The organism is Kosakonia oryzendophytica (genome assembly GCF_900094925.1).
In the GTDB taxonomy this organism is placed as follows: domain Bacteria; phylum Pseudomonadota; class Gammaproteobacteria; order Enterobacterales; family Enterobacteriaceae; genus Kosakonia; species Kosakonia oryzendophytica.
Map to the genome: position 1 here is coordinate 74,126 of NZ_FMAY01000007.1, position 23,875 is coordinate 98,000.

At 53.1% G+C, this 23,875-nt stretch carries 25 protein-coding genes; 15 read left to right on the plus strand and 10 right to left on the minus strand.

Going from position 1 to position 23,875, the window contains the following annotated elements; translation table 11 throughout:
- The first annotated feature begins 1 nt into the window (after position 1).
- Positions 2-1,012, plus strand: a complete 1,011-nt coding sequence (ruvB, locus tag GA0061071_RS13335) for a Holliday junction branch migration DNA helicase RuvB (RefSeq protein WP_061496699.1) — start codon at positions 2-4, stop codon at positions 1,010-1,012.
- Positions 1,013-1,055: 43 nt separating this feature from the next.
- On the opposite strand, the gene znuB is transcribed toward ruvB, so the two are convergent.
- Both znuB and znuC read right to left on the minus strand, forming a co-directional pair.
- The gene (gene znuB / locus GA0061071_RS13340; protein ID WP_061496696.1) at positions 1,056-1,841 is read right to left on the minus strand and encodes a zinc ABC transporter permease subunit ZnuB; all 786 of its coding nucleotides are present in this window, start codon (positions 1,839-1,841) and stop codon (positions 1,056-1,058) included.
- Complete coding sequence (znuC, locus tag GA0061071_RS13345; protein WP_088237942.1) at positions 1,838-2,593, minus strand: zinc ABC transporter ATP-binding protein ZnuC; 756 nt, start codon at positions 2,591-2,593, stop codon at positions 1,838-1,840. The genes znuB and znuC overlap by 4 nt, the downstream gene beginning before the upstream one ends.
- Before the next feature lie 78 nt (positions 2,594-2,671).
- On the opposite strand from znuC, the gene znuA reads away from it, so the two are divergent.
- The 3 genes from znuA (at position 2,672) to lpxM (ending at position 6,065) form a co-directional block, all read left to right on the plus strand.
- Positions 2,672-3,616: a zinc ABC transporter substrate-binding protein ZnuA gene (znuA, locus tag GA0061071_RS13350; protein WP_088237941.1), complete on the plus strand. Its 945-nt coding sequence runs from the start codon at positions 2,672-2,674 to the stop codon at positions 3,614-3,616.
- A gap of 15 nt (positions 3,617-3,631) precedes the next feature.
- The gene (gene mepM, locus GA0061071_RS13355) at positions 3,632-4,963 is read left to right on the plus strand and encodes a murein DD-endopeptidase MepM (protein ID WP_061496690.1); all 1,332 of its coding nucleotides are present in this window, start codon (positions 3,632-3,634) and stop codon (positions 4,961-4,963) included.
- Positions 4,964-5,093: 130 nt separating this feature from the next.
- A complete protein-coding gene (gene lpxM / locus GA0061071_RS13360) occupies positions 5,094-6,065 on the plus strand; it encodes a lauroyl-Kdo(2)-lipid IV(A) myristoyltransferase (protein ID WP_061496688.1) in 972 nt (323 codons plus the stop codon).
- Between the two features lie 52 nt (positions 6,066-6,117).
- Here lpxM and pyk read toward each other — a convergent pair whose 3' ends face one another.
- Both pyk and GA0061071_RS13370 read right to left on the minus strand, forming a co-directional pair.
- Positions 6,118-7,560 carry a pyruvate kinase gene (pyk, locus tag GA0061071_RS13365; RefSeq protein WP_061496686.1) on the minus strand — a complete coding sequence of 481 codons (1,443 nt, stop codon included), beginning with the start codon at positions 7,558-7,560 and terminating at the stop codon, positions 6,118-6,120.
- A gap of 126 nt (positions 7,561-7,686) precedes the next feature.
- Entirely contained in the window at positions 7,687-8,556 is an 870-nt protein-coding gene (locus GA0061071_RS13370) for a MurR/RpiR family transcriptional regulator (protein WP_061496684.1), read from the minus strand.
- Between the two features lie 341 nt (positions 8,557-8,897).
- Between GA0061071_RS13370 and zwf the strand changes: the two genes are divergently transcribed.
- From zwf to kdgA, 3 genes are all read left to right on the plus strand, one after another.
- Positions 8,898-10,373 (plus strand): glucose-6-phosphate dehydrogenase, encoded by a 1,476-nt coding sequence (gene zwf / locus GA0061071_RS13375; RefSeq protein ID WP_061496682.1) that lies wholly within the window; start codon positions 8,898-8,900, stop codon positions 10,371-10,373.
- A 233-nt stretch (positions 10,374-10,606) separates the two neighbouring features.
- Positions 10,607-12,418: a phosphogluconate dehydratase gene (edd, locus tag GA0061071_RS13380; RefSeq protein ID WP_088237940.1), complete on the plus strand. Its 1,812-nt coding sequence runs from the start codon at positions 10,607-10,609 to the stop codon at positions 12,416-12,418.
- A 37-nt stretch (positions 12,419-12,455) separates the two neighbouring features.
- A complete protein-coding gene (gene kdgA, locus GA0061071_RS13385) occupies positions 12,456-13,097 on the plus strand; it encodes a bifunctional 4-hydroxy-2-oxoglutarate aldolase/2-dehydro-3-deoxy-phosphogluconate aldolase (protein WP_061496675.1) in 642 nt (213 codons plus the stop codon).
- A gap of 65 nt (positions 13,098-13,162) precedes the next feature.
- On the opposite strand, the gene purT is transcribed toward kdgA, so the two are convergent.
- Positions 13,163-14,341, minus strand: a complete 1,179-nt coding sequence (gene purT, locus GA0061071_RS13390) for a formate-dependent phosphoribosylglycinamide formyltransferase (RefSeq protein WP_061496672.1) — start codon at positions 14,339-14,341, stop codon at positions 13,163-13,165.
- Between the two features lie 132 nt (positions 14,342-14,473).
- Between purT and GA0061071_RS13395 the strand changes: the two genes are divergently transcribed.
- The 4 genes from GA0061071_RS13395 (at position 14,474) to ptrB (ending at position 18,130) form a co-directional block, all read left to right on the plus strand.
- The gene (locus GA0061071_RS13395; RefSeq protein ID WP_061496670.1) at positions 14,474-14,815 is read left to right on the plus strand and encodes a YebG family protein; all 342 of its coding nucleotides are present in this window, start codon (positions 14,474-14,476) and stop codon (positions 14,813-14,815) included.
- A 58-nt stretch (positions 14,816-14,873) separates the two neighbouring features.
- Complete coding sequence (gene yebF / locus GA0061071_RS13400; RefSeq protein WP_088237939.1) at positions 14,874-15,227, plus strand: protein YebF; 354 nt, start codon at positions 14,874-14,876, stop codon at positions 15,225-15,227.
- 87 nt (positions 15,228-15,314) lie between these two features.
- The gene (locus GA0061071_RS13405) at positions 15,315-15,977 is read left to right on the plus strand and encodes a tellurite resistance TerB family protein (protein ID WP_088237938.1); all 663 of its coding nucleotides are present in this window, start codon (positions 15,315-15,317) and stop codon (positions 15,975-15,977) included.
- Between the two features lie 77 nt (positions 15,978-16,054).
- Positions 16,055-18,130, plus strand: coding sequence for an oligopeptidase B (gene ptrB, locus GA0061071_RS13410; protein WP_088237937.1), 2,076 nt, complete (start codon positions 16,055-16,057; stop codon positions 18,128-18,130).
- Here the strand turns inward: ptrB and exoX are convergent.
- Positions 18,112-18,774 (minus strand): exodeoxyribonuclease X, encoded by a 663-nt coding sequence (gene exoX / locus GA0061071_RS13415; protein WP_061496662.1) that lies wholly within the window; start codon positions 18,772-18,774, stop codon positions 18,112-18,114. The genes ptrB and exoX overlap by 19 nt on opposite strands.
- A gap of 11 nt (positions 18,775-18,785) precedes the next feature.
- Positions 18,786-19,016, minus strand: coding sequence for a DNA polymerase III subunit theta (locus tag GA0061071_RS13420; protein WP_061496660.1), 231 nt, complete (start codon positions 19,014-19,016; stop codon positions 18,786-18,788).
- Between the two features lie 137 nt (positions 19,017-19,153).
- Here GA0061071_RS13420 and yobA point away from each other — a divergent pair, with 137 nt between their 5' ends.
- From yobA to GA0061071_RS13435, 3 genes are read left to right on the plus strand one after another with little or no spacing between them, the layout of a single operon-like run.
- Positions 19,154-19,528 carry a CopC domain-containing protein YobA gene (yobA, locus tag GA0061071_RS13425; protein WP_061496658.1) on the plus strand — a complete coding sequence of 125 codons (375 nt, stop codon included), beginning with the start codon at positions 19,154-19,156 and terminating at the stop codon, positions 19,526-19,528.
- Positions 19,529-19,530: 2 nt separating this feature from the next.
- Complete coding sequence (gene copD, locus GA0061071_RS13430) at positions 19,531-20,400, plus strand: copper homeostasis membrane protein CopD (protein WP_088237936.1); 870 nt, start codon at positions 19,531-19,533, stop codon at positions 20,398-20,400.
- 18 nt (positions 20,401-20,418) lie between these two features.
- Positions 20,419-20,757, plus strand: coding sequence for a YebY family protein (locus GA0061071_RS13435; protein WP_088237935.1), 339 nt, complete (start codon positions 20,419-20,421; stop codon positions 20,755-20,757).
- Positions 20,758-21,542: 785 nt separating this feature from the next.
- On the opposite strand, the gene GA0061071_RS13440 is transcribed toward GA0061071_RS13435, so the two are convergent.
- Positions 21,543-22,490, minus strand: a complete 948-nt coding sequence (locus tag GA0061071_RS13440) for a VirK/YbjX family protein (RefSeq protein WP_088237934.1) — start codon at positions 22,488-22,490, stop codon at positions 21,543-21,545.
- 174 nt (positions 22,491-22,664) lie between these two features.
- Here GA0061071_RS13440 and pphA point away from each other — a divergent pair, with 174 nt between their 5' ends.
- Complete coding sequence (pphA, locus tag GA0061071_RS13445; RefSeq protein ID WP_061496647.1) at positions 22,665-23,309, plus strand: protein-serine/threonine phosphatase; 645 nt, start codon at positions 22,665-22,667, stop codon at positions 23,307-23,309.
- Here the strand turns inward: pphA and GA0061071_RS13450 are convergent, their stop codons facing one another.
- Positions 23,310-23,501 carry a YdfD/YebW family protein gene (locus tag GA0061071_RS13450; RefSeq protein ID WP_061496644.1) on the minus strand — a complete coding sequence of 64 codons (192 nt, stop codon included), beginning with the start codon at positions 23,499-23,501 and terminating at the stop codon, positions 23,310-23,312. It lies immediately after the preceding gene.
- 105 nt (positions 23,502-23,606) lie between these two features.
- The gene (locus tag GA0061071_RS13455) at positions 23,607-23,846 is read right to left on the minus strand and encodes a YebV family protein (protein ID WP_061496641.1); all 240 of its coding nucleotides are present in this window, start codon (positions 23,844-23,846) and stop codon (positions 23,607-23,609) included.
- Positions 23,847-23,875 lie beyond the last annotated feature (29 nt).

The following is a 23,875-nucleotide window of genomic DNA, read 5'->3' on the forward strand; positions in this document are numbered from 1 at the left end:
GATGATTGAAGCAGACCGTCTGGTGGCGCCTGCCAGTAGCAATGTGGAAGAGATTGCGGATCGCGCTATTCGTCCGAAAATGCTCGCGGAGTACATTGGTCAACCGCAGGTGCGTTCGCAAATGGAGATCTTTATCCAGGCGGCTAAACTGCGTGGTGACGCACTCGACCATCTGCTGATCTTCGGCCCCCCCGGGTTGGGGAAAACCACGTTGGCCAATATTGTGGCGAACGAAATGGGCGTCAATCTGCGCACAACGTCCGGTCCGGTGCTGGAAAAAGCGGGCGATCTGGCGGCGATGCTGACGAATCTTGAGCCTCACGACGTACTGTTTATTGATGAAATCCACCGCCTTTCACCCGTTGTGGAAGAGGTGCTCTATCCGGCGATGGAGGATTATCAGCTGGATATTATGATTGGCGAAGGCCCGGCGGCGCGCTCAATCAAAATTGATTTGCCACCGTTTACCCTGATTGGCGCGACAACCCGTGCGGGTTCGCTAACCTCTCCGCTACGCGATCGTTTCGGTATTGTGCAGCGCCTGGAGTTTTACCAGGTGGCGGATTTGCAGCACATTGTGGGCCGTAGCGCGCGGTTTATGGGGCTGGAAATGAGTGACGAAGGTGCGCTGGAAGTGGCGCGTCGCTCGCGTGGTACGCCGCGTATCGCTAACCGCCTTCTGCGTCGGGTGCGTGACTTTGCTGAGGTGAAGCATAACGGCGATATTTCGGCTGACATTGCCGCCCAGGCACTCGACATGCTGAATGTGGATGCCGAAGGGTTTGACTATATGGATCGCAAACTGCTGCTGGCGGTGATAGATAAGTTCTTCGGTGGGCCGGTTGGTCTGGATAATCTGGCGGCGGCCATTGGTGAAGAGCGGGAAACTATCGAAGATGTGCTGGAGCCGTACCTTATTCAGCAGGGCTTTTTACAGCGAACTCCGCGCGGAAGAATGGCAACGGTCAGAGCGTGGAATCACTTCGGTATAACGCCGCCGGAAATGCCGTAAAGCAGAATACCGGGAGCATCTCGCATCGCTCCCGGTACACCATTCAATTGGTGGTTTTCTTGAACATGCTGAAGATAAACAGCAGCGCAGCGCACAGCACCACGGACGGACCCGCCGGTGTATCATAAAGCGCGGAGAAGGCCAGCCCTCCTGTCACTGCAATCATTCCGATGCCAACAGCCACGCCTGCCATTTGTTCCGGCGTACGGGCAAAACGGCGGGCGGTTGCGGCGGGAATAATCAGCAGCGATGTAATAATCAGCGCGCCGACAAATTTCATTGCCACACCGATGGTCAGAGCGGTAACCAGCATGAGCAACAGTTTTACGCGTTGCAGTTTTACACCATCGACAAATGCCAGTTCGGGGCTGATGGTCATCGACAGCAGGTTGCGCCACTGCCAGAGTAAAATTCCCAGAACAATCGCCACGCCCAGTGCGATAGCCAGTAAATCCTCCGGTGTGACTGCCAGCAGATCACCGAACAGATACGCCATCAGATCAACGCGAATATTTGACATCAGACTGACCACGACCAGACCCAGTGACAGCGCGCTGTGTGCCATGATACCGAGGAGTGTGTCGATCGCCAGTTGAGGACGTTTCTCCAGCCAAACCAGACCGGCTGCCAGTAACAGCGTCACGGCGATAACGGCATAAAACGGATTTACATCGAGCAGAAAACCAAATGCCACTCCCAGCAGGGAGGCGTGTGCCAGCGTATCGCCGAAATAGGACATCCGACGCCAGACGACAAATGATCCCAGCGGCCCGGCGGCGCAGGCCAGCATAATCCCGGCAAACCAGCCGGGCAGTAATAGTTCAATCATGAGCGTCCATTACCTTGGCGCAGTACGATGCGTCCCTGTAAATCGTGGCGGTGGTTATGATTATGGCGGTAGATGCCGAGTTGTTCTGCACCGCGTTGGCCAAACATGGAGATAAACTCCGGATGCATGGAGACAACTTCCGGCGTACCGGAACAACAGATGTGATGATTCAGGCACAGCACTTCATCGGTTTTCGCCATTACCAGATGCAGGTCGTGTGAGACCATAAGTACGGCACAATCCAGCTCTTTACGAAGCTGGTCGATCAGATCGTACAGCGCGACCTGACCATTGACGTCAACGCCCTGAGTAGGTTCATCGAGCACCAGCAATTGCGGGCGGTTAAGCAATGCACGTGCAAGCAATACACGCTGAGTTTCCCCGCCGGAAAGTTTTTGCATGGGTGCATCCACCAGATGGGCTGCCTGTACTCGTTTCAGGGCCGGAATGATCTCGTCTTTGCGCGTGCCTGGACGCAGGCGCAGAAAGCGCCCCACGGTCAGCGGCAGGGTCGTGTCCAGTTGCAATTTTTGTGGCACATAGCCGATACGCAGGTTGCTGTCGCGTTTGATCATCCCGGCATCCGGTGCTACCAGCCCAAGCACCACACGCACCAGCGTGGATTTGCCCGCGCCATTCGGACCGAGCAGAGTAAGGATTTTACCGGGGCATAATTTAAGCGAAATGTCAGATAAAACGCGTCGTTGGCCAAACGCGACGGTGACTTTTTCGAGCGTTACAAGATTCGTCATAGCATCTAAGGGGTTGCACAAGTTGTCGAATGTTATAATATCACATCCCACACACTCATTACGATCAGTAGTCGCATTATGTTACATAAAAATACGCTTCTTTGCGCAGCGTTATCCGCTGCTCTCCTCGGTGGGGCAGCACAAACTGCTAACGCTGCCGTTGTAACCTCATTAAAGCCGCTGGGTTTTATTGCGTCGGCCATTGCAGATGGCGTTACCCCGACGGACGTGTTGCTGCCTGATGGTGCTTCTGAGCATGATTATTCACTTCGCCCGTCTGATGTAAAACGCTTACAGAACGCGGACTTAGTCTTTTGGGTCGGACCGGATATGGAAGCGTTTATGGCGAAATCCGCGCAGCAAATCCCGGCGGATAAAAGGGTGACAATGGCGGAACTTGATGGCGTGAAAACGCTGCTCATGAAAGGGGCTGATGACGACGAGCATGATCACGAAGGTCCTTCCCATGAAGAAGAAAAAAGTGACGAACATCACCATCATGGCGATTACAACATGCATCTGTGGCTCTCGCCAGAGATAGCGCGGCTGTCAGCGGTTGCAATCCACGATAAATTAGTGGAAGTTATGCCGCAAAGTCGAGCAAAGCTGGACGCCAACCTGCAGGCATTTGAGGCATCATTAGCCCGGGCCGATAAACAGGTCGGAGACGAGCTGGCACCGCTGAAAGGGAAGGGGTATTTCGTTTTTCATGACGCCTATGGCTACTTTGAAAAACACTACGGGCTGACGCCCCTCGGCCATTTTACCGTCAACCCTGAAATTCAACCCGGTGCGCAGCGTTTACATGAAATCAGAACACAGTTGGTTGAGCAAAAAGCAACCTGCGTTTTTGCTGAGCCACAGTTCAGGCCAGCGGTCGTTGAAGCTGTTGCCAGAGGGACATCCGTTCGAATGGGGACGTTGGATCCACTCGGGATCAGTATCAAGTTAGGTAAAGAGAGCTACCCGCAGTTCCTTGCCCAATTGTCTAACCAGTATGTGAGCTGCCTGAAAGGAGAATAACGAGGAAGTGAATACGTGCAACAGATAGCCCGCTCTGTCGCCCTGGCATTTAACAGTTTACCGCGGCCCCATCGCGTCATGCTGGGGTCGCTTACCGTTCTCACTCTTACGGTCGCCGTCTGGCGGCCTTATGTGTATCACCCGGAATCGACTTCCGCGCCGATCGTCAAAACCATCGAACTCAAAAAGAACGAAATCCGTTCTTTACTGCCTGAAGCCAGCGAACCTATTGATCAGACCCTGCCTGACGAAGTGGAAGATATCCCGCAGGATGACCTGGATGACAAAACCGCCAGCGAAGCGGGCGTACATGAATATGTGGTTTCTACAGGCGATACCCTGAGCAGCATCCTCAATCAATACGGCATCGATATGGGCGATATCAGTCAGCTCGCCGATGCAGATAAAGAGTTGCGCAACCTTAAAATTGGTCAGCAGCTTTCCTGGACATTAACCGCGGATGGCGATCTGCAACGCCTGACCTGGGAGATGTCCCGTCGTGAAACCCGCACTTATGATCGTACCGAAAGCGGTGCGTTCAAAATGAGCAGTGAGCTGCAACAGGGCGACTGGGTGAACACTGCCATGAAAGGCACCGTTGGCGGGAGTTTTGTTGGCAGCGCACGCGAGGCCGGGCTGACTAATAGCGAAATTAGCTCAGTAATCAAAGCGATGCAGTGGCAAATGGATTTCCGCAAGCTGAAAAAAGGGGATGAGTTCTCTGTGCTGATGTCCCGTGAGATGCTGGAGGGTAAGCAGGAGCAGAGTCAGCTTCTGGGAGTGCGTTTGCGCTCAGACGGTAAGGATTATTATGCCATTCGGGCCGAAGACGGTAAGTTTTACGACCGCAACGGCACCGGGCTGGCGAAAGGTTTCATGCGCTTCCCGACGTCAAAACAGTTCCGGGTGTCGTCGAATTTTAACCCGCGCCGTCTGAATCCGGTGACCGGTCGCGTTGCACCACATAAAGGTGTCGATTTTGCCATGCCACAGGGGACGCCAGTGCTTTCTGTGGGTGACGGTGAAGTGGTTGTGGCGAAGCGTAGCGGCGCGGCAGGCTATTATGTCGCTATCCGTCATGGTCGCACCTACACCACACGTTATATGCACCTGCGTAAATTGCTGGTGAAAGAGGGGCAGAAAGTGAAACGTGGCGATCGCATTGCACTCTCTGGTAACACCGGGCGCTCTACAGGGCCGCATCTGCATTATGAAGTGTGGATCAACCAACAGGCGGTGAACCCGTTAACGGCGAAGTTGCCAAGAACGGAAGGGCTGACAGGGTCGGATCGTAAAGATTACCTGGCCCAGGTGAAAGAGGTCGTACCGCAGCTCACTCTCGACTGATTCGTTTAAGAAATGTGCGTATAAAGCCGATGCCTTAGCCGCGTCGGCTTTTTCTTTTGTGTGAAAGATAACGGCTCGCTACACTATCAGATTATCTTTTCTGACTTGATGTCTGGCCTGCGGAAGATGCATGGAAACGAAAAAAAATAACAGTGAATACATTCCGGAGTTCGAACCTGAATTCCGTCACCCGCGTAACTGGGGCGCGTGGTTGGGCGTGTTGGCCTTTGCTGGCGTGGCGATGCTCCCCCCCTCAGTGCGCGATCCGTTGCTGGGTAAGCTGGGGCGCCTGGCGGGGAAATTCGGTAAAAGCGCGCGTCGTCGTGCACAAATCAATTTGTTTTACTGCTTTCCGGAAAAAAGCGAAGCCGAAAGGGAAGCAATCATCGATGAGATGTTCGCTACCGCGCCGCAGGCAATGGTACTGATGGCCGAGCTGGCGATTCGTGGCCCGGAAAAAATCTTGCCGCGTGTGGAGTGGCAGGGAAATGAGATCATTGATGAGTTGCGTCGCAACGGTGAAAATGTGATTTTCCTGGTTCCGCATGGCTGGGGTGTGGATATTCCTGCAATGCTTCTGGCATCACAGGGGCAGAAAATGGCGGCGATGTTCCACAACCAGGGAAATAAAGTGTATGACTACGTGTGGAACACGGTGCGTCGTCGTTTTGGTGGGCGTTTACACGCACGTAATGACGGCATCAAACCTTTTATCCAGTCCGTGCGCCAGGGGTACTGGGGCTACTATCTTCCGGACCAGGATCACGGCCCGGAACAGAGTGAGTTTGTCGATTTCTTTGCCACCTATAAAGCAACGCTGCCGGCGATTGGCCGCCTGATGAAAGTCTGCCGTGCACGCGTGGTACCCCTTTTCCCGGTGTATGATGCCAGCACGCATCGGCTGATTGTGCAGGTGCGCCCGCCGATGGACGATCTACTGACCGCGGACGATAACACGATTGCGCGCCGGATGAATGAAGAGGTGGAGGTGTTTGTTGGCCCGCATCCGGAACAATACACTTGGATCCTGAAATTGCTCAAAACGCGCAAACCCGGAGAAACCGAGCCGTACAGGCGCGACGAGCTGTATCCAAAAAAATAACGCATAAAAAAGGCCTCCTGAACAGGGAGGCCTTTTGCATTCTACACAGTCATTATTCGACGGTCAGAATACGCGTGGTGTTGGTGGTGCCGATGGTGCCCATCACGTCGCCCTGAGTCACAATGACCAGGTCGCCGGAGAGCAGATAGCCTTTATCACGCAGCAGGATAACTGCATCATTGGCTGCGGCAACGCCATCGGTATAGCTATCGAAATAGACCGGCGTAACACCACGGTACAACGCGGTCAGGTTCAGTGTGCGCTCATGTCGGGAGAGGGCAAAAATCGGCAGACCCGAACTGATACGTGACGTCATCAGCGCCGTACGCCCTGATTCAGTCATGGTGATGATAGCGGTTACACCCTTCAGGTGGTTCGCGGCATACATCGCCGACATCGCGATGGCCTCTTCCACGTTGTCAAACTGAATATCCAGTCGGTGTTTGGAGACGTTGATGCTGGGGATCTTCTCGGCGCCCAGACAAACGCGCGCCATCGCAGCAACGGTTTCAGAAGGATACTGACCAGCGGCGGTTTCCGCAGACAACATGACTGCATCGGTGCCGTCCAGGACGGCGTTAGCGACGTCCATCACTTCTGCGCGGGTTGGCATCGGGTTGGTGATCATTGATTCCATCATCTGGGTTGCGGTGATCACCGCGCGGTTTAGCTGACGGGCGCGGCGGATAAGCGCTTTCTGGATACCCACCAGCTCCGGGTCGCCAATCTCAACGCCGAGGTCGCCACGGGCAACCATCACTACATCGGACGCGAGGATCACATCATCCATCGCTTCCTGATTGCAAACGGCTTCCGCACGCTCAACTTTTGCCACGATTTTTGCGTCACAGCCTGCGTCGCGCGCAAGTCGGCGCGCATAGTTCAGATCTTCGCCGCAGCGCGGGAAGGAGACAGCCAGGTAATCAACGCCAATCATTGCAGCGGTAACGATATCCGCTTTGTCTTTATCCGTCAGCGCTTCTGCAGACAGACCACCACCGAGTTTGTTGATGCCTTTATTGTTGGACAACGGGCCGCCGACGGTGACTTCGGTGAACACTTTCATGCCCTGAACTTCCAGCACTTTTAGCTGTACGCGACCATCATCCAGCAGCAGGATATCGCCGGGAACGACATCAGCCGGCAGACCTTTATAGTCGATGCCGACCTTTTCTTTGTCGCCTTCGCCTTTACCCAGGTTGGCGTCAAGCAGGAATTTATCACCGATGTTCAGGAAGACTTTGCCTTCCTTAAAGGTGGAAACGCGAATTTTTGGCCCTTGTAAGTCGCCGAGGATAGCAACATGACGTCCCAGTTTTGCCGCAATCTCACGTACCTTGTCGGCACGTAATTTATGATCTTCCGGTGTTCCGTGTGAGAAGTTCATCCGCACCACGTTAGCGCCGGCAGCAATAACTTTCTCAAGGTTGTTATCGCGATCGGTTGCCGGACCTAAGGTGGTAACGATTTTGGTTCTGCGAAGCCTTCTGGACATGTAATACTCCGTTGACTGAAACAACTTGGTGTTGCGTGAACATGAATTCGGTCATGTATCGCCCTGCTGTGAAGAGCAATTTGTCTGGCCGAACAGCGTAAGAGGTTACCGCTTTATTATTAACTATTAATGGTTATCGCTTTTGACAAGCAGCTCCTTATCAAAGCGCGATTCTTTCAGTGCTTCTTTGACTCGCTTCAAGTTATCCCTGAATTTTGCTCCTCTGCGCAACGTGAACCCGGTTGCCAGTACGTCGATAACCGTCAGTTGCGCAAGGCGGGAAACCATGGGCATGTAAATGTCGGTATCTTCCGGAACATCCAGCGTGATCGCAAGCGTCGCTTCGCGCGCAAGCGGGGTACCTGCGGAGGTTAGCGCAATCACCATGGCGTCGTTTTCACGCGCCAGTTGCGCAAGTTCAACCAGATTTTTGGTTCGCCCGGTATGCGAAATCAGCACGACTACGTCATCGTCGCTACAATTCATACAACTCATGCGTTGCAGGACAATGTCGTCGGAATAGACCACCGGAACATTAAAACGGAAAAATTTATTCATGGCATCGTGCGCCACGGCGGCGGACGAGCCAAGACCGAAGAAGGCAATTTTTTTCGCCTGGGTCAGTAAATCCACCGCGCGGTTTACCGACGCCATATCCAGCGACTGACGCACATGATCGAGACTGGCCATCGCCGATTCGAAGATTTTGCCGGTGTAGGCTTCGACACTGTCATCTTCATCGACATTGCGATTAACATAAGGCGTGCCGTTGGCAAGACTTTGCGCCAGATGCAGTTTAAAATCAGGGAAACCGCGCGTATCGAGGCTGCGGCAGAAACGGTTCACCGTCGGTTCGCTGACCCCCGCTTCTTGCGCAAGCGCGGCGATACTGGAGTGAATGGCCTGCTCCGGCGTTGCGAGGATCACTTCCGCCACTTTACGTTCGGATTTGCTAAGGTTTTCCAGTCGCGACTGGATTTTTTCCAGCATATTCATGGGTGATAAAGCGCTCATGGTAAAACGATTCCACAAAGGGGAAATCGTGATGCGATTGAATTTGATATTACCCCTGCGCGTCGCAGAAAAGTAAGCGGTTGTGAAAAACGATGTTGTTTTTTTTCATTACTTGATCAACGTCGGATTTTATTGGCTGCGTCCTGGGCAAACATCCAGCATTTTCAGGGCGAAAAAACGTATTTTTCGTCACAACAAAATAACGCACTTCCTGACAAGGCTTAACAGTTTCGGGAATGACGTAAAAGCAGTACATTGTACTGTAATAAAATTACAACTAAGACCTGGCTAGAGTACCAGGATAGCCAACTGAGGAGAATGACATGGCGGTAATACAAACAGCCCAGGCGTGTGACCTGGTCATTTTCGGCGCGAAAGGCGACCTCGCACGCCGGAAATTGCTGCCTTCCCTGTATCAACTGGAAAAAGCGGGTCAGATCCACCCGGATACGCGTATCCTGGGCGTTGGACGCGCCGACTGGGATAAAGAAGCTTACACTCAGGTGATCCGTGAAGCGCTCGAAACCTTTATGAAGGAGAAGATCGACGAGAGCTTGTGGGACAAGCTAAGCGGTCGTCTTGATTTCTGCAATCTCGACGTTAACGACACCGCTGCGTTTAAACGCCTTGGCGATATGCTGGATCAAAAAAATCGCACTACCATCAACTATTTTGCGATGCCGCCGAGCACCTTTGGTGCCATCTGTAAGGGGCTGGGCGAAGCCAAACTGAACGCCAAACCGGCGCGCGTGGTGATGGAAAAACCGCTGGGAACCTCACTAGCGACTTCGCGTGAGATCAACGACCAGGTGGGTGAATATTTCGAAGAGTGCCAGGTTTACCGTATCGACCACTACCTGGGTAAAGAGACGGTGCTTAACCTGCTGGCGCTGCGTTTTGCCAACTCTCTGTTTGTGAACAACTGGGATAATCGCACTATCGATCACGTGGAAATCACCGTGGCGGAAGAGGTGGGTATTGAAGGTCGCTGGGGCTATTTTGACCAGGCAGGTCAAATGCGCGACATGATCCAGAACCACCTGCTGCAAATCCTGTGCATGATTGCGATGTCGCCGCCGTCAGACCTGAGTGCGGACAGCATTCGCGATGAAAAAGTGAAAGTGCTGAAGTCATTGCGTCGCATCGACCGTACCAACGTGCGTGAAAAAACTGTACGCGGTCAGTACACCGCCGGTTTTGCTCAAGGCAAAAAAGTGCCGGGTTACCTGGAAGAAGAGGGCGCTAACAAGTCCAGTAATACCGAAACGTTTGTTGCTATCCGCGTGGATATTGACAACTGGCGCTGGGCGGGTGTGCCGTTCTATCTGCGTACCGGTAAACGTCTGCCGGCGAAATGTTCTGAAGTCGTAGTGTATTTCAAAACGCCAGAACTGAATCTGTTCAAAGAGTCCTGGCAGGATCTGCCACAGAACAAGCTGACTATCCGTCTGCAACCCGATGAGGGCGTGGATATCCAGGTTCTTAACAAAGTGCCGGGTCTGGATCACAAGCATAATCTGCAGATCACCAAACTCGACCTCAGCTACTCTGAAACGTTTAACCAGACGCACCTTGCAGATGCTTACGAGCGTCTGCTTCTGGAGACCATGCGCGGCATCCAGGCGCTGTTTGTGCGCCGTGATGAAGTAGAAGAGGCGTGGAAATGGGTGGACTCCATTACTGAAGCCTGGGCTGCGGATAATGACTCACCGAAACCGTATCAGGCGGGCACCTGGGGGCCTGTTGCTTCCGTGGCAATGATCACCCGCGATGGCCGTTCCTGGAACGAGTTTGAGTAACCTTGCTGCTGTTCTGATGATGCTATTTTACCGGTAACATGATCTAACACAGAAATCAGGACAATTTTTCATCTTTCAGGCCCCGACTGGATTCACCAGCGGGGCTTTTTTTATTACACTGGCTGAAGCGATTTTGCCTTTGGGGCACAGTAATCCGGTGTTTCGGGCTGGCAGGAAAAACCGTTTATACCGCGCATATTGTTTCCCCGGACAGATAAATTTCAGGAGCCTCTATGAACCCGACAATGTTACGCGTAACAAATCGTATTATTGAACGTTCGCGCGAAACCCGCTCAGCCTACCTTGCCCGCATCGAACAGGCGAAAAGCAGCACGGTACGCCGCTCATCACTAGCATGCGGCAATCTGGCGCACGGATTCGCTGCCTGCCAGCCCGAGGATAAAGCCTCACTCAAAAGTATGTTGCGCAACAACATCGCCATCATCACTTCCTACAATGATATGCTGTCTGCGCACCAGCCCTATGAAACCTACCCGACTATCCTGCGCAAAGCGCTGCATTCCGTTAATGCGGTGGGGCAGGTTGCCGGCGGTGTTCCGGCGATGTGTGATGGCGTTACCCAAGGGCAGGACGGTATGGAGCTTTCACTGCTTAGCCGTGAAATTATCGCCATGTCGGCTGCGGTAGGCCTGTCACACAATATGTTTGATGGCGCGTTATATCTCGGTGTGTGCGACAAAATTGTCCCCGGCCTTGCGATGGCGGCGCTCTCATTTGGTCATTTACCCGCGCTGTTCGTGCCGTCAGGCCCGATGGCCAGCGGTCTGGCGAACAAAGAAAAAGTACGTATCCGCCAGCTTTATGCTGAAGGTAAAGTCGATCGCATGGCGCTGCTGGAATCTGAAGCTGCGTCTTATCATGCACCGGGCACCTGTACTTTCTATGGCACTGCCAACACCAATCAGATGGTGATTGAATTTATGGGCATGCAGTTACCCGGTTCCTCTTTTGTGCATCCGGATGCCCCGCTGCGACAGGCTTTAACCGAAGCGGCTGCCCGTCAGGTAACGCGTCTCACCGGCAATGGCAACGAATGGATGCCGCTTGGCAAGATGATTGACGAAAAAGTGGTGGTAAATGGCATCGTTTCGCTGCTGGCAACGGGCGGCTCAACCAACCACACCATGCACCTGGTGGCGATGGCTCGCGCGGCGGGCATTATTATCAACTGGGATGATTTCTCTGACCTTTCTGATGTAGTGCCGTTGCTGGCACGCCTCTATCCGAATGGCCCGGCCGACATTAACCACTTCCAGGCGGCAGGTGGCGTTCCGGTTCTGATGCGCGAACTGCTCAAAGGCGGCCTGCTGCATGAAGACGTCAATACAGTGGCGGGCTTTGGTCTGACTCGCTATACCAACGAACCGTGGCTGAATAATGGTGAGCTTGACTGGCGTCCTGGCGCTGAGGTCTCGCTCGATGCCGATGTCATTGCCACCTTTGATAAACCGTTCTCCAAACACGGCGGCACCAAAGTACTGAGTGGTAACCTTGGCCGTGCTGTCATGAAGACCTCCGCCGTGCCGGTGGAAAATCAGGTTATTGAAGCGCCGGCGATTGTTTTTGAAAGCCAGCATGACGTGTTGCCGGCCTTCGATGCAGGTTTGCTGGACCGTGACTGCGTGGTTGTTGTACGTCATCAGGGGCCAAAAGCGAACGGAATGCCAGAATTACATAAACTCATGCCGCCACTTGGTGTATTATTGGACCGCCGTTTCAAAATAGCTTTAGTAACCGATGGACGGCTCTCAGGTGCATCGGGTAAAGTGCCGTCGGCGATCCACGTAACACCAGAGGCTTATGATGGTGGATTGCTGGCGAAAGTGCGTGATGGCGATATCATCCGGGTCAACGGGCAGACGGGAGAATTAACGCTGCTGGTGGATGAAAACGAACTTGCCGCACGTCAACCACATATTCCTGACCTGAGCGCGATGCGCGTGGGCACAGGGCGCGAAATGTTCGGCGCACTGCGGGAGAAACTTTCCGGGGCGGAGCAGGGCGCAACCTGTATCACTTTTTAAGACGACACGATTTTAGTTCTGGCGAGAGAAAAACCTGATGAAAAACTGGAAAACGAGTGCAGAAACAATCCTGAAAACTGGCCCGGTTGTGCCGGTGATCGTAGTGAACAAACTGGAACACGCGGTGCCGATGGCGAAAGCGCTGGTTGCCGGAGGCGTTCGCGTTCTGGAAGTGACTCTGCGCACCGCTTGTGCCATAGACGCTATCCGTGCGATTGCTAAAGAAGTGCCGGACGCGATTGTTGGTGCGGGCACCGTGCTGAACCCGCAGCAACTGGCGGAAGTGACCGCTGCGGGTGCGCAGTTCGCCATCAGCCCGGGTCTGACCGAACCGTTGCTGAAGGCCGCAACGGAAGGCTCAATCCCGTTGATCCCGGGTATCAGCACCGTTTCCGAACTGATGCTGGGCATGGACTACGGTCTGAAAGAGTTTAAATTTTTCCCGGCTGAAGCGAATGGCGGCACCAAAGCGCTGCAAGCCATTGCCGGTCCATTTGCGCATGTGCGTTTCTGCCCGACTGGCGGGATTTCTCCGGCAAACTACCGTGACTACCTGGCGCTGAAAAGTGTGCTGTGCATCGGCGGTTCCTGGTTGGTGCCGGCAGATGCGTTGGAAGCAGGTGATTATGACCGCATCACTAAACTGGCACGTGAAGCGGTAGAAGGCGCGAAGCAGTAACCGTGCGGCGGGACTAACCCCGCCAGCCATAAAGCCCGCTCAGCGTTACTGCTGGCGGGCTTTTTTTATCCCTGAACGTTAACGGTCTTCGCTGCCGTAATCGCCCGTTGTACGGCGGTTTCGACATTCTCGCCCGTCGCCAGCGCGACGCCCAGTCGACGGGAGCCGTCGATTTCCGGTTTGCCGAACAGGCGCAACTGCACACCAGCGCCCACCGCTTCATGCACGTTATCGAAGGTCACATTCCGGCTGCTCAAACGCGGCAGGATGACCGCCGAAGCAGACGGGCCATACTGGCGGATGTCGCCAACAGGCAAGCCGAGGAAGGCGCGCACGTGCAGCGCGAACTCGGAGAGATCCTGCGAAATCAGCGTAACCATACCGGTATCATGCGGTCGCGGAGAGACTTCGCTGAAGATGACTTCATCGCCACACACGAATAACTCCACGCCAAACAGACCGTGACCACCGAGCGCCAGGACGACTTTGCGGGCAATCTCTTCCGCGCGTTGCAGCGCGACGGTGGACATCTGCTGCGGCTGCCAGGATTCACGATAATCCCCGTCTTCCTGACGGTGGCCAATGGGAGCGCAAAAATGCACGCCATCCACCGCGCTGACTGTCAAAAGCGTGATTTCAAAATCAAAGTGGACCACGCCTTCGACAATCACGCGACCGGCTCCGGCACGGCCGCCTTGTTGTGCATATTCCCAGGCTTTAGCTAACTGGTCAGTACTTTTAATAAAGCTCTGGCCTTTGCCAGATGAACTCATAACCGGCTTAACAATACACGGCAACCCAATCTCTTCAACCGCCTGATGGAATGCGGCTTCACTGTCAGCAAAACGGTAACTGGACGTCGGAAGCTGGAGTTCTTCCGCCGCGAGACGACGAATGCCCTCACGGTTCATTGTCAGCTTTGCAGCACGCGCACAGGGGACAACGTGCTGGCCTTGTGCTTCCAGTTCAATCAGCGTATCGGTGGCGATGGCTTCGATTTCCGGCACAATGAAATGGGGTTTTTCTTGCGCTACCAGCGCTTTCAGCGCCTCTCCATCCAGCATATTAATAACATGCGAACGGTGGGCGACATGCATTGCCGGGGCATCGGCATAGCGGTCAACGGCAATCACTTCGATGCCGAGACGTTGGCACTCAATGGCCACTTCTTTGCCCAGTTCGCCGGAACCGAGTAACATCACGCGAGTTGCTGCAGGGCGCAGCGCAGTACCTAAAAGAGTCATAGCAGCTTACCGTTGGGAAAAAATCTGCGCGCAGTATAAACGAAAACGTTTGCGTCTGTCTTTTATCACTTGCGATGGTTTTTTCATCGCGCTACTATACTGTATAAATAAACAGTTAAATGAGGCTGCATCATGGCGGTAGAAGTTAAATACGTAGTCATTAGAGAAGGTGAGGAAAAAATGTCTTTTGCCAGCAAAAAGGAAGCGGATGCTTACGATAAGATGCTTGATCTGGCGGAAGTTCTGGGTGACTGGTTAGGCGCAGGTCCGGTCACACTGGAAGACGAAACACGTGACCAAATGGCGCTGTGGCTTGCCGAACAAAAAGACGCACTTAGCAGCATCCTTAAGTCCGGCAAATTGCCTGGAACAGAGGCACAGGAACCTGAAATGTCACCGGCGGCGGATGTGGAGAGTGAGCCGACAGACACCGTGGACATTAAAAGCGCAGCCAAACGCGCGAAAGTTGCCTGATCTTGCACTGCCTGTAATTTGTACCATGCTTTGAAGGGGTAAAAACCAGGAGATAAGCATGAAAATAGCAGGGGTTTTCGCCAGCTTTCTTTTGCTGGCGGGCAGTGCAGCGGCGCATGCCGCTAACGATAAGTCGGTGAAGTTTCCCTCGTGCGAGGGGCTTAACGCTGAAGGCATTGCCGCCAGCGTTAAGCGTGACTATTTGCAAAATCGCATTGTTCGTTGGGCAGACGATCAAAAAAAACTTGGACAGGCTGATCCTGTGGCCTGGATCAGCACCAGGGATATTGTCGGCAAGGGCGATAAATGGGCTGTACCGTTAACCGTACGCGGGAAAAGCACTGATATCCACTATAAAGTGGTGATCGACTGCAAGGCCGGTACGGCGGACTATCAACCACAACCTGACTGACACAATTTTCCCATCTTTTGCAGAGTCAGACATTTCCTGACATCCCCTCGCTTACTCTGAGCGCACCATTATCAGTAGGCGAGGGACATCATGAGTTGGTTAAATCAATTACAGTCGCTGCTTGGTCAGAAAGGCGGAGCAGCAGCATCTTCCTCAGACGCGCAGGGGTTAAGCAAACTGTTGGTACCCGGCGCGCTGGGTGGTCTTGCCGGACTGCTGGTTGCCAGTAAATCATCGCGTAAACTTCTGGCCAAATACGGTACCAGCGCCTTGCTGGTTGGCGGTGGTGCGGTAGCCGGCAGCGTGCTGTGGAATAAATACAAAGATCGTATCCGTGATGCTCACCAGGGTGAGCCCCAGTTTGGTCAACACCATTCACCGTTGGATGTGCGCACAGAACGCCTGATCCTGGCGCTGGTCTTTGCAGCCAAAAGTGATGGTCATATCGATGACAAGGAACGCGCGGCTATCGAACAACAACTTCGAGAAGCAGGCGTGGAAGAGCAGGGACGGGCGCTAATCGCGCAGGCCATTGAGCAGCCTCTTGATCCTGAACGGCTGGCGCGGGGTGTCAAAAACGAAGAAGAAGCGTTGGAAATCTATTTCCTCAGTTGCGCTGCTATCGATATCGATCACTTTATGGAGCGCAGTTACCTTAACGCGTTGGGTGATGCGCTAAAAATCCCTGCCGATGTGCGTGAAGGGATTGAAGAGGATCTTAAGCAACAAAAACATGCTCTCCCGCAATAACAACTGCTACGTTTCGCTTGCATCGCGCGCGGGTTTTGCCACCCTTATAGGTATGTAAAACTAAAAAGAACAGTGCCATGCCGCCGAAAGCGAAAAGAATCCCCCATGCCCTGACTGTGCATGGTGATACACGTATCGATGATTATTACTGGCTGCGGGACGACTCGCGTTCCCAGCCAGACGTTCTGGACTATCTTCAACAAGAAAACCGCTATGGGCATGAGTTGATGGCGTCGCAACAGGCGCTTCAGGACCGAGTGCTGGGGGAGATTATCTCGCGCATTCCGCAGCGTGAGATTTCTGCACCTTATATCAAAAATGGCTACCGCTATCGCCATATCTACGAACCCGGCAACGAATATGCTATCTATCAGCGTCAGTCCGTGCTGAGTGCCGAATGGGATGAATGGCAGGTGCTTCTGGATGCGAACCAACGCGCGGCGCATAGTGAATTCTATACCCTCGGCGGCATGTCCGTGTCGCCCGATAATACCATTATGGCCATTGCGGAAGATTACCTGTCGCGTCGGCAATATGGCCTGCGGTTTCGCAACCTTGAAACCGGGAACTGGTATCCGGAGATGCTTGATAACGTCTCGCCAGAGTTCGTCTGGGTCAACGATTCTGAAACGCTCTACTATGTGCGCAAACATGCGACAACGTTGTTACCGTATCAGGTGTGGCGACATACTGTTGGTACGCCCGCGCAACATGATGAACTGGTCTATGAAGAGCAGGATGAAGCGTTCTACGTCGGATTGAGCAAAACCACCTCGCAGCACTACATCACCATCCATCTGGCCAGTGCCACTACCAGCGAAGTTTTGCTTCTTGATGCGGAATTGCCGGATGCCCAACCGCTACGTTTTTTACCCCGGCGTAAAGACCATGAATACAGCCTCGATCACTACCAGCACACCTTCTATCTACGATCGAATCGGGACGGTAAAAACTTTGGTCTTTATCGCACTAAAGTACGTGATGAAAAGCGCTGGGAAGTGCTGATCCCGGCACGAGACCAGGTGATGTTAGAAGGATTTACCCTGTTTACCGACTGGTTGGTGGTTGAAGAACGGCAGCGCGGATTGACCAGTCTACGGCAAATTAACCGGAAAACCCGCGAAGTTGTTGGTATTGCATTTGATGATCCGGCGTATGTCACGTGGCTTGCTTATAACCCTGAGCCAGAAACGTCGCGGCTGCGCTACGGTTACTCATCGATGACCACGCCGGACACACTGTTTGAGCTGGATATGGACAGCGGTGAACGGCGTGTCATCAAGCAGATTGATGTGGCAGGTTTTGACGCCAGTCAGTACCAAAGCGAGCATTTATGGATCCACGCGCGGGATGGTGTCGAAGTGCCGGTATCGCTGGTGTACAACAAAAATCATTTTCGCGCCGGGCAAAATCCATTGCTGGTCTATGGTTACGGATCTTACGGTGCCAGTATGGATGCCGATTTTAGCAGTAGCCGTTTGAGCCTGTTGGATCGCGGTTTTGTATGCGCGATTGCGCATGTGCGTGGCGGGGGAGAATTGGGGCAGGCATGGTATGAAGAAGGCAAATTCCTCAACAAGAAAAACACGTTCAACGATTTCATTGACGTTACGGACAGTTTGCTCGCGCAGGGTTACGGTTCGCCGCTGTTCTGCTATGGCATGGGCGGAAGTGCGGGCGGACTGTTAATTGGTGCGGTAATTAACGAACGCCCGTCCTTATTTCACGGTGTGATTGCCCAGGTGCCTTTTGTTGATGTGGTCACCACCATGTTGGATGAGTCGATCCCTCTTACCACTGGCGAGTTTGAGGAGTGGGGGAACCCCCAGGATGAAACCTACTACCGGTACATGAAAAGCTACAGTCCCTACGACAACATCGGCGCGCACGATTATCCGCACATGTTGGTGACTACCGGCCTGCATGACTCGCAGGTGCAATACTGGGAACCGGCCAAATGGGTTGCCAAGCTACGGGAGTATAAAACCGACGACAACGTACTGTTGCTCTGTACGGACATGGATTCCGGGCATGGTGGGAAATCAGGGCGATTTAAATCCTATGAAGGCGTAGCGCTGGAATATGCCTTCCTGATAGCCCTGGCGCAGGGGACGTTGCCGGGGCAAAACGCGGACTACTCTTCACCCAAATAGTGTTTCAGCGTCAGGCGCAGTTCCGGGCTCATGCGCTCAAGGTTATTGAATAACCACCGCAGGTAGCCCGGATCGCGATCGGCAATTTCGGCGACCGGTTTGCCCCGGTATTTACCGAACGTAAAGGTTGTCAGCAGTGCGGGGCGGCCGGTAATTGTCACCATTTCATCTGCTGTCCAGCCTGAGACCTGCATGATATCTATCAGTAACGCGGCGGTAATATAGCAGTCGTAAAGTGCCCGGTGGTGGTGCAGACCTGGCGGCGTTTGTACGCTGAGCTTGCGGGATTTATACAACGCCATATTACTGTATTTGATTCCCGGCCACAGGCGACGCGCCAGTTTCATGGTACAAATCCACTCGCCGGGCATTTCCGGCAGGACGCGGCGATCAAAGCTGGCATTGTGGGCGACATACCAGTTACTGCCGTAATAATTCGGCACAATCTCTTCAATCCATGGCTGATTGGCTACCATCGATTCGGTGATCCGATGTATCGCCATGGCTTGTGAACTGATGGGGCGGTCAGGGCGAACCAGATGGCTCATCGGGTTGACGATTTGCCCGTCCACGACGTCAACGGAGGCAATTTCGACAATCCCCCCTTGCAGATCGCAGGTTTCGGTATCGATAACACGCAACATACCCAACTCCATTATTTCGCTTTAGGCTCATAAGGTAAGCGGGAAAGCGACACTGAGGCCAGCCGATGCGCAATCAAACGCTCGCGAAACCAGGCTCGCAGGTGCTCTGGCTGTTCACGCTCAATGGCTTCAGCAACCACGGGCATGTTATAGCGTTCTTTAAATGCGACGCCAGCTGCGGCAAGATCGACATTGATCTTATCCATTTCATCCTGCCCAAGCTGTGCAAGGTTCGTTGTCATGATTTTCTCCTGGGTTCACGCGGCAAAAGTTACGCAACCTGCCGCATACAGACAAGCACGCCGACAATGATACTCGACGCGATTATTATACAGGGCTATTCTCTGTCCCATATGTATAACAAAAAGGAATGAACAATATGCTCACATCTGCTGTTCGCCGCTGGCGCATGATCGCGCTGATCACCGCCCTTTTTGCCACTCCTGCCGCGCTGGCGCATGCGCATTTGAAAAACCAGTATCCGGCCGCGGGGGCGGAGGTTACCGCTGCACCGCAGGCGCTAACGCTCACCTTTTCTGAAGGCATCGAAGCGCAGTTCAGTGGTATCAGCGTAACAGGGAGTCAGCAGCAAATTATCCCGACCGGCGCGATCAAACGCAATGAGAATGACAAAATGCAAATGATCGTACCGCTGGAGCAGCCGCTCACCCCGGGCCAATATACTGTTAACTGGCATGTGGTGTCCGTCGACGGGCACAAAACCCACGGTCAGTATCAATTTTCCGTGAAGTAACCATGTTGGCAACGGGATATGTTGCGCTGCGATTCCTTCATTTTGCAGCACTGATGCTGATTCTCGGCAGCGCGCTGTTCAGCGCGTGGCTGGCTCCGCGTAACCTGCGCCGTTTGCTGACACATCGTTTTCACGCATTGCAACACCTCTGCCTGTGGCTGAATGCGGTGAGTACCGTGCTGCTATTCGGCGTTCAGGGTGGAATAATGGGGAATGGCTGGCAGGATGTTTGGCGACCGGAAATCTGGCTGGCGCTAACCAGCACGCAGTTCGGTTCGGTTTGGACGCTACAAATCCTGATGGCCTCGTTAACCCTGATTGTTGCCCTGTTGCAACCACAGAATCAGCAACGACTTCTGTTGCTGGTGGCTATCCAGTTTTTGCTGGCGGCAGGCGTTGGTCACGCTGCGACACGAGAAGGCGTAGTGGGAGTATTGCAACGTGGTAATCATCTTTTGCATTTGCTTTGCGCGGCTGTCTGGCTTGGCGGATTGCTTCCGGTGCTGTTTTGCATGCAACTGGCGCGTGGACGCTGGCATGCCGCCGCGATAGCGACAATGATGCGTTTTTCTCGCTACGGGCATTTTGCCGTCGCCGGGGTTGTTCTGACCGGTATTATTAATACCCTGATGGTTCAGGGGAACGTTTTACCGTGGAACAGCGCATGGGGGCGGATGCTGTTGCTGAAATGTGCGCTTGTCGCGTTGATGGTGGTAATTGCCCTTGTGAATCGGTATGTTCTGGTGCCACGGCTGAGCCTGAAAAATGACACTTCCCGGCAGCAGTTTATCCGCATGACATGGGCTGAAGCGGGGCTGGGCGCGCTGGTGCTGGCGGCGGTAAGTGTATTTGCAACCTGGGAACCTTTTTGACTGAACCTGGCGGAAAGAATGAAAAAAAGTATATTGATGTTGTTGCTGTTGGCCTGTTCGGGCGCTGCGCTGGCGACGCCGCAAGTGATCACTGTTAGCCGTTTTGAAATTGGTAAAGACAAGTGGGCGTTTAATCGCGAAGAAGTGATGCTCACCTGCCGTCCGGGTAAGGCATTGTACGCGATTAACCCGAGCACGTTGGTGCAGTATCCGCTCAACGATATTGCACAACAACAGGTTGCCAGCGGCAAAAGCAGCGGCCAGCCAATTAGCATTATCCAGATTGACGATCCCAACCGGCCAGGTGAAAAAATGAGTCTTGCACCCTTTATCGCCCGGGCCGAGACGCTTTGTTAAAGTCTGTCATTAACGCACTGATTTAAAATAAAAAACCGCAAGGCTGTATTAACAACTCTTGCGGTTTTGACATTTTGAAGCGTGACGATAACCTGATTTTTTTGACCACTTTTGTCGCGGACTGGAAAACCTGGCGTCGTCATCTATTCTTAAAGTGCCAGGCGACTTAGCCTGCATTAATGCCAACTTTTAGCGCACGGCTCTCTCCCAAGAGCCATTTCCCTGGACCGAATACAGGAATCGTGTTCGGTCTTTTTTTTTGGGCACTCCAGTAATACCAGCCCGGCAGCGCGAATTCAAGCGGTTATCACGCGACTGTTGTACTGGCGTCGGGAAGGCCATTAAAAGGAAACGCGCAGTTATGACCGCGCACTCTGTCTATCTATTTCTTGGCGCCGTGCGCAGGCCTTCTTTACTTACCAGCCTCCCGGTCCACCGCCACCTGGACCTTGCATTGGAGCTCCACCGCGCCCCCCACCGTGTCCGCCGCCTGGGCCCGGTCCCCAAAAGGGACCGATACATCCAGAAAGAGAAAGCGATGCACTGAGTGTGATAACCAGAAAAATGACTTTTTTCATATAAACTCCTCGACAGGGAGCGCCAATTTATCAGTAATTCATGGGGTTAACTTAAGTTAAATCTTAAAAAATTGTGATTAAATTGTGATTAAATTGTGAGGCGATACGTGAAGCACGGAGGGGGATTTTCTGAAAGATGGCAAGCTGAAATATGACCAGCGGTTGGTTCTATTAAAAGGCAGAGTGTAACACTCTGCCTTTTACTCTTTATGAGAGAAACAGTTGATTAAGTTTCGCCGCTACATCATCCAGCAATTCAAAACGGCGGCGATATTCGGCACGTTTTTTACTGGCAATAGCTTCCAATGGTTTGCGGGTAAATTGCGTGGGTAAACGCCAGCGCCAGGTATTCTCTTTTTCGCCTTCGATTGAAGCCCAGAATTCATCGTAACTGGCGTGGAAATGACGACCTTTGCTTAAACGATAACGCAGCGCGCGAAATACGTGGCCATTATCGCTGACTCCATACAGCGCCGTTACGCCCGTTTGTGCAGCTAACTGGCTCAATACCTCCAGCAACATCTTTTTCGGGAACACGCCGTGGCAGGCGCGGGTAGCGACTTTAATGACATCATGGTTAACGCTTTTACGCGGCCCTTGCAATCCGCCAATGACCAGCGCGCGCTGACCGTTTTCGCTCACTACGCTGAATGTTGCACTGGCCAGCAAGATATTTTCAGCATCACGTAGCCACAATGTACTTTCGCCCTCACGTTCTGCTTTACTGGCACAGGAAGCGTATAGACAAAAACGGCTATCATCTTTGCCTGTAAATTCAATGATCTGGCACGATTCTGCCGCACTCAGCGCATCTGCCAGCACAGGAGGAACCTGCTCGTCGAGCCAGGTGTAATGCGCAATGATGGCATCAGCACGCTGGGCCGCATTTAAACCGCGGGTCAGATACTGGCGGTGCGTCTTACTCGGCAGCGTTACCTGAGCGCTAAGCAGACGGTCAAATTCCGGGCGACACGACAGATTGTTCAGCATGCGGTTCGTTGGCGACCAGAAAAGCAACGAACGTAGCAGAAACTTAATTCGATAATCAGTCTTTTTCCAGATCGGTCCCGGAATAAGACGGCCGGTGACTAAATCGGAAATAATATGCCGATTGTTATTTGCGTTAAGTTCTGTACGCAGGCTGATATTTGACACGATGAGGACCTCTTATTGTTTCACCGCCCATTTTAGAGATCCGCAAAATACAAATTAACGCTGCCGGGTGTTTTATTTACGCTTCGTTTAGGAATGATTTAGATTAATCGTGCATTTTGAATTTCCCTCCCTTCGTCAAGGGGGTTTTCTATACTAAAAATAAGGGGGGGAAATATGTATAAATGTATTGACGGTACGCTTTGGCGACACATCTGGATTGTGGGCGATCTGCATGGTTGTCACCCGCAACTTATGCAAGCATTGCGTGAACGCCGCTTTGACCCTTATCAGGATTTGCTTATTTGCGTCGGCGACCTGATTGATCGGGGACCGCAAAGCCTTCAGTGCCTTGGGTTATTGCATAAAAGATGGTTTAAAACCGTACGTGGTAATCATGAGCAGATGGCGATTGATGCATTGCGTTACGGTGATATGGCGATGTGGCAACGTAATGGTGGGCGATGGTTTGCAGAACTTGATCATGCAGAGCAGCAGCGGGCGCTGGCCGCATTGCACTCCTGTGCAGCGCTGCCCTATATCCTTGAAGTACGCTGTGACAGCGGCATCAATGTCATTGCGCACGCCGATTATCCGGCAGAAGAGTACCAGTGGGATAAAGCGGTAGACGGCGAGTCAGTGCTGTGGCGACGCGACAGGCTGAATCAGCTTTTATCCGGCAAAGGCGGCAAAATTGCCGGGGCTGACCATTTCTGGTTCGGACATACGCCGCTAAAGCAGCGCTATGATGCGTATAATTTGCACTATATCGACACGGGAGCGGTGTTTGGCGGTGCATTAACACTGGTGCAGGTGCAGTGATTAAAAATCGCTGAATTCATTGGCCGGACGCCAGAAACCGTCAATAAATCCTTCAACGGGGTAGCAGCCTCCGTGGCGCAAACGCTGATCGTCCATGGCTCGCAGGCACTGTTGCTCGGTATTGAACACATCAATGACGATATCGTCACACCCACCGTCCAGGTAGCAAACGAATAAGACCAGAGCGAACATTCCATCCTCGGTACAGTACAACGTAACGATAAGTGTAGGGGATGAATGAGGACAGGGGAAAGCAGAAGGGTAAATAACCCGTCTTACGGACGGGTTCCCTTTGGATCAGGCAAGACGCATAACCCAGGTATCAGATTTCTGATCGTAATGTTCCCGGTACAGGACCGAATGTTCGCCGTTGAGAATTGCCGGTATGCTGGTATCCGCATCCCAGGCATCAAGTTGCATACATAAATCCGGGTCAGAATCGCACGGGATACGTAACGTTCGCTCCCCCTGATTATCCCCCTGCAGCTCGGCATCATCGATTTCGAATGCGCCAATGCGCACGCTGGTCTTCGTCATAATGCTCTCCATTGATCGCTGATATTGTG

Excerpts from the sequence above, each read along its gene's own strand:
- ruvB (WP_061496699.1), top strand. The coding sequence starts at position 2 with ATGATTGAAGCAGACCGTCTGGTGGCGCCTGCCAGTAGCAATGTGGAA.
- znuB (WP_061496696.1), bottom strand. The coding sequence starts at position 1,841 with ATGATTGAACTATTACTGCCCGGCTGGTTTGCCGGGATTATGCTGGCC.
- znuC (WP_088237942.1), bottom strand. The coding sequence starts at position 2,593 with ATGACGAATCTTGTAACGCTCGAAAAAGTCACCGTCGCGTTTGGCCAA.
- znuA (WP_088237941.1), top strand. The coding sequence starts at position 2,672 with ATGTTACATAAAAATACGCTTCTTTGCGCAGCGTTATCCGCTGCTCTC.
- lpxM (WP_061496688.1), top strand. The coding sequence starts at position 5,094 with ATGGAAACGAAAAAAAATAACAGTGAATACATTCCGGAGTTCGAACCT.
- pyk (WP_061496686.1), bottom strand. The coding sequence starts at position 7,560 with ATGTCCAGAAGGCTTCGCAGAACCAAAATCGTTACCACCTTAGGTCCG.
- GA0061071_RS13370 (WP_061496684.1), bottom strand. The coding sequence starts at position 8,556 with ATGAATATGCTGGAAAAAATCCAGTCGCGACTGGAAAACCTTAGCAAA.
- zwf (WP_061496682.1), top strand. The coding sequence starts at position 8,898 with ATGGCGGTAATACAAACAGCCCAGGCGTGTGACCTGGTCATTTTCGGC.
- edd (WP_088237940.1), top strand. The coding sequence starts at position 10,607 with ATGAACCCGACAATGTTACGCGTAACAAATCGTATTATTGAACGTTCG.
- kdgA (WP_061496675.1), top strand. The coding sequence starts at position 12,456 with ATGAAAAACTGGAAAACGAGTGCAGAAACAATCCTGAAAACTGGCCCG.
- purT (WP_061496672.1), bottom strand. The coding sequence starts at position 14,341 with ATGACTCTTTTAGGTACTGCGCTGCGCCCTGCAGCAACTCGCGTGATG.
- GA0061071_RS13395 (WP_061496670.1), top strand. The coding sequence starts at position 14,474 with ATGGCGGTAGAAGTTAAATACGTAGTCATTAGAGAAGGTGAGGAAAAA.
- yebF (WP_088237939.1), top strand. The coding sequence starts at position 14,874 with ATGAAAATAGCAGGGGTTTTCGCCAGCTTTCTTTTGCTGGCGGGCAGT.
- ptrB (WP_088237937.1), top strand. The coding sequence starts at position 16,055 with ATGCCGCCGAAAGCGAAAAGAATCCCCCATGCCCTGACTGTGCATGGT.
- exoX (WP_061496662.1), bottom strand. The coding sequence starts at position 18,774 with ATGTTGCGTGTTATCGATACCGAAACCTGCGATCTGCAAGGGGGGATT.
- GA0061071_RS13420 (WP_061496660.1), bottom strand. The coding sequence starts at position 19,016 with ATGACAACGAACCTTGCACAGCTTGGGCAGGATGAAATGGATAAGATC.
- yobA (WP_061496658.1), top strand. The coding sequence starts at position 19,154 with ATGCTCACATCTGCTGTTCGCCGCTGGCGCATGATCGCGCTGATCACC.
- copD (WP_088237936.1), top strand. The coding sequence starts at position 19,531 with ATGTTGGCAACGGGATATGTTGCGCTGCGATTCCTTCATTTTGCAGCA.
- GA0061071_RS13435 (WP_088237935.1), top strand. The coding sequence starts at position 20,419 with ATGAAAAAAAGTATATTGATGTTGTTGCTGTTGGCCTGTTCGGGCGCT.
- pphA (WP_061496647.1), top strand. The coding sequence starts at position 22,665 with ATGTATAAATGTATTGACGGTACGCTTTGGCGACACATCTGGATTGTG.
- GA0061071_RS13450 (WP_061496644.1), bottom strand. The coding sequence starts at position 23,501 with ATGTTCGCTCTGGTCTTATTCGTTTGCTACCTGGACGGTGGGTGTGAC.
- GA0061071_RS13455 (WP_061496641.1), bottom strand. The coding sequence starts at position 23,846 with ATGACGAAGACCAGCGTGCGCATTGGCGCATTCGAAATCGATGATGCC.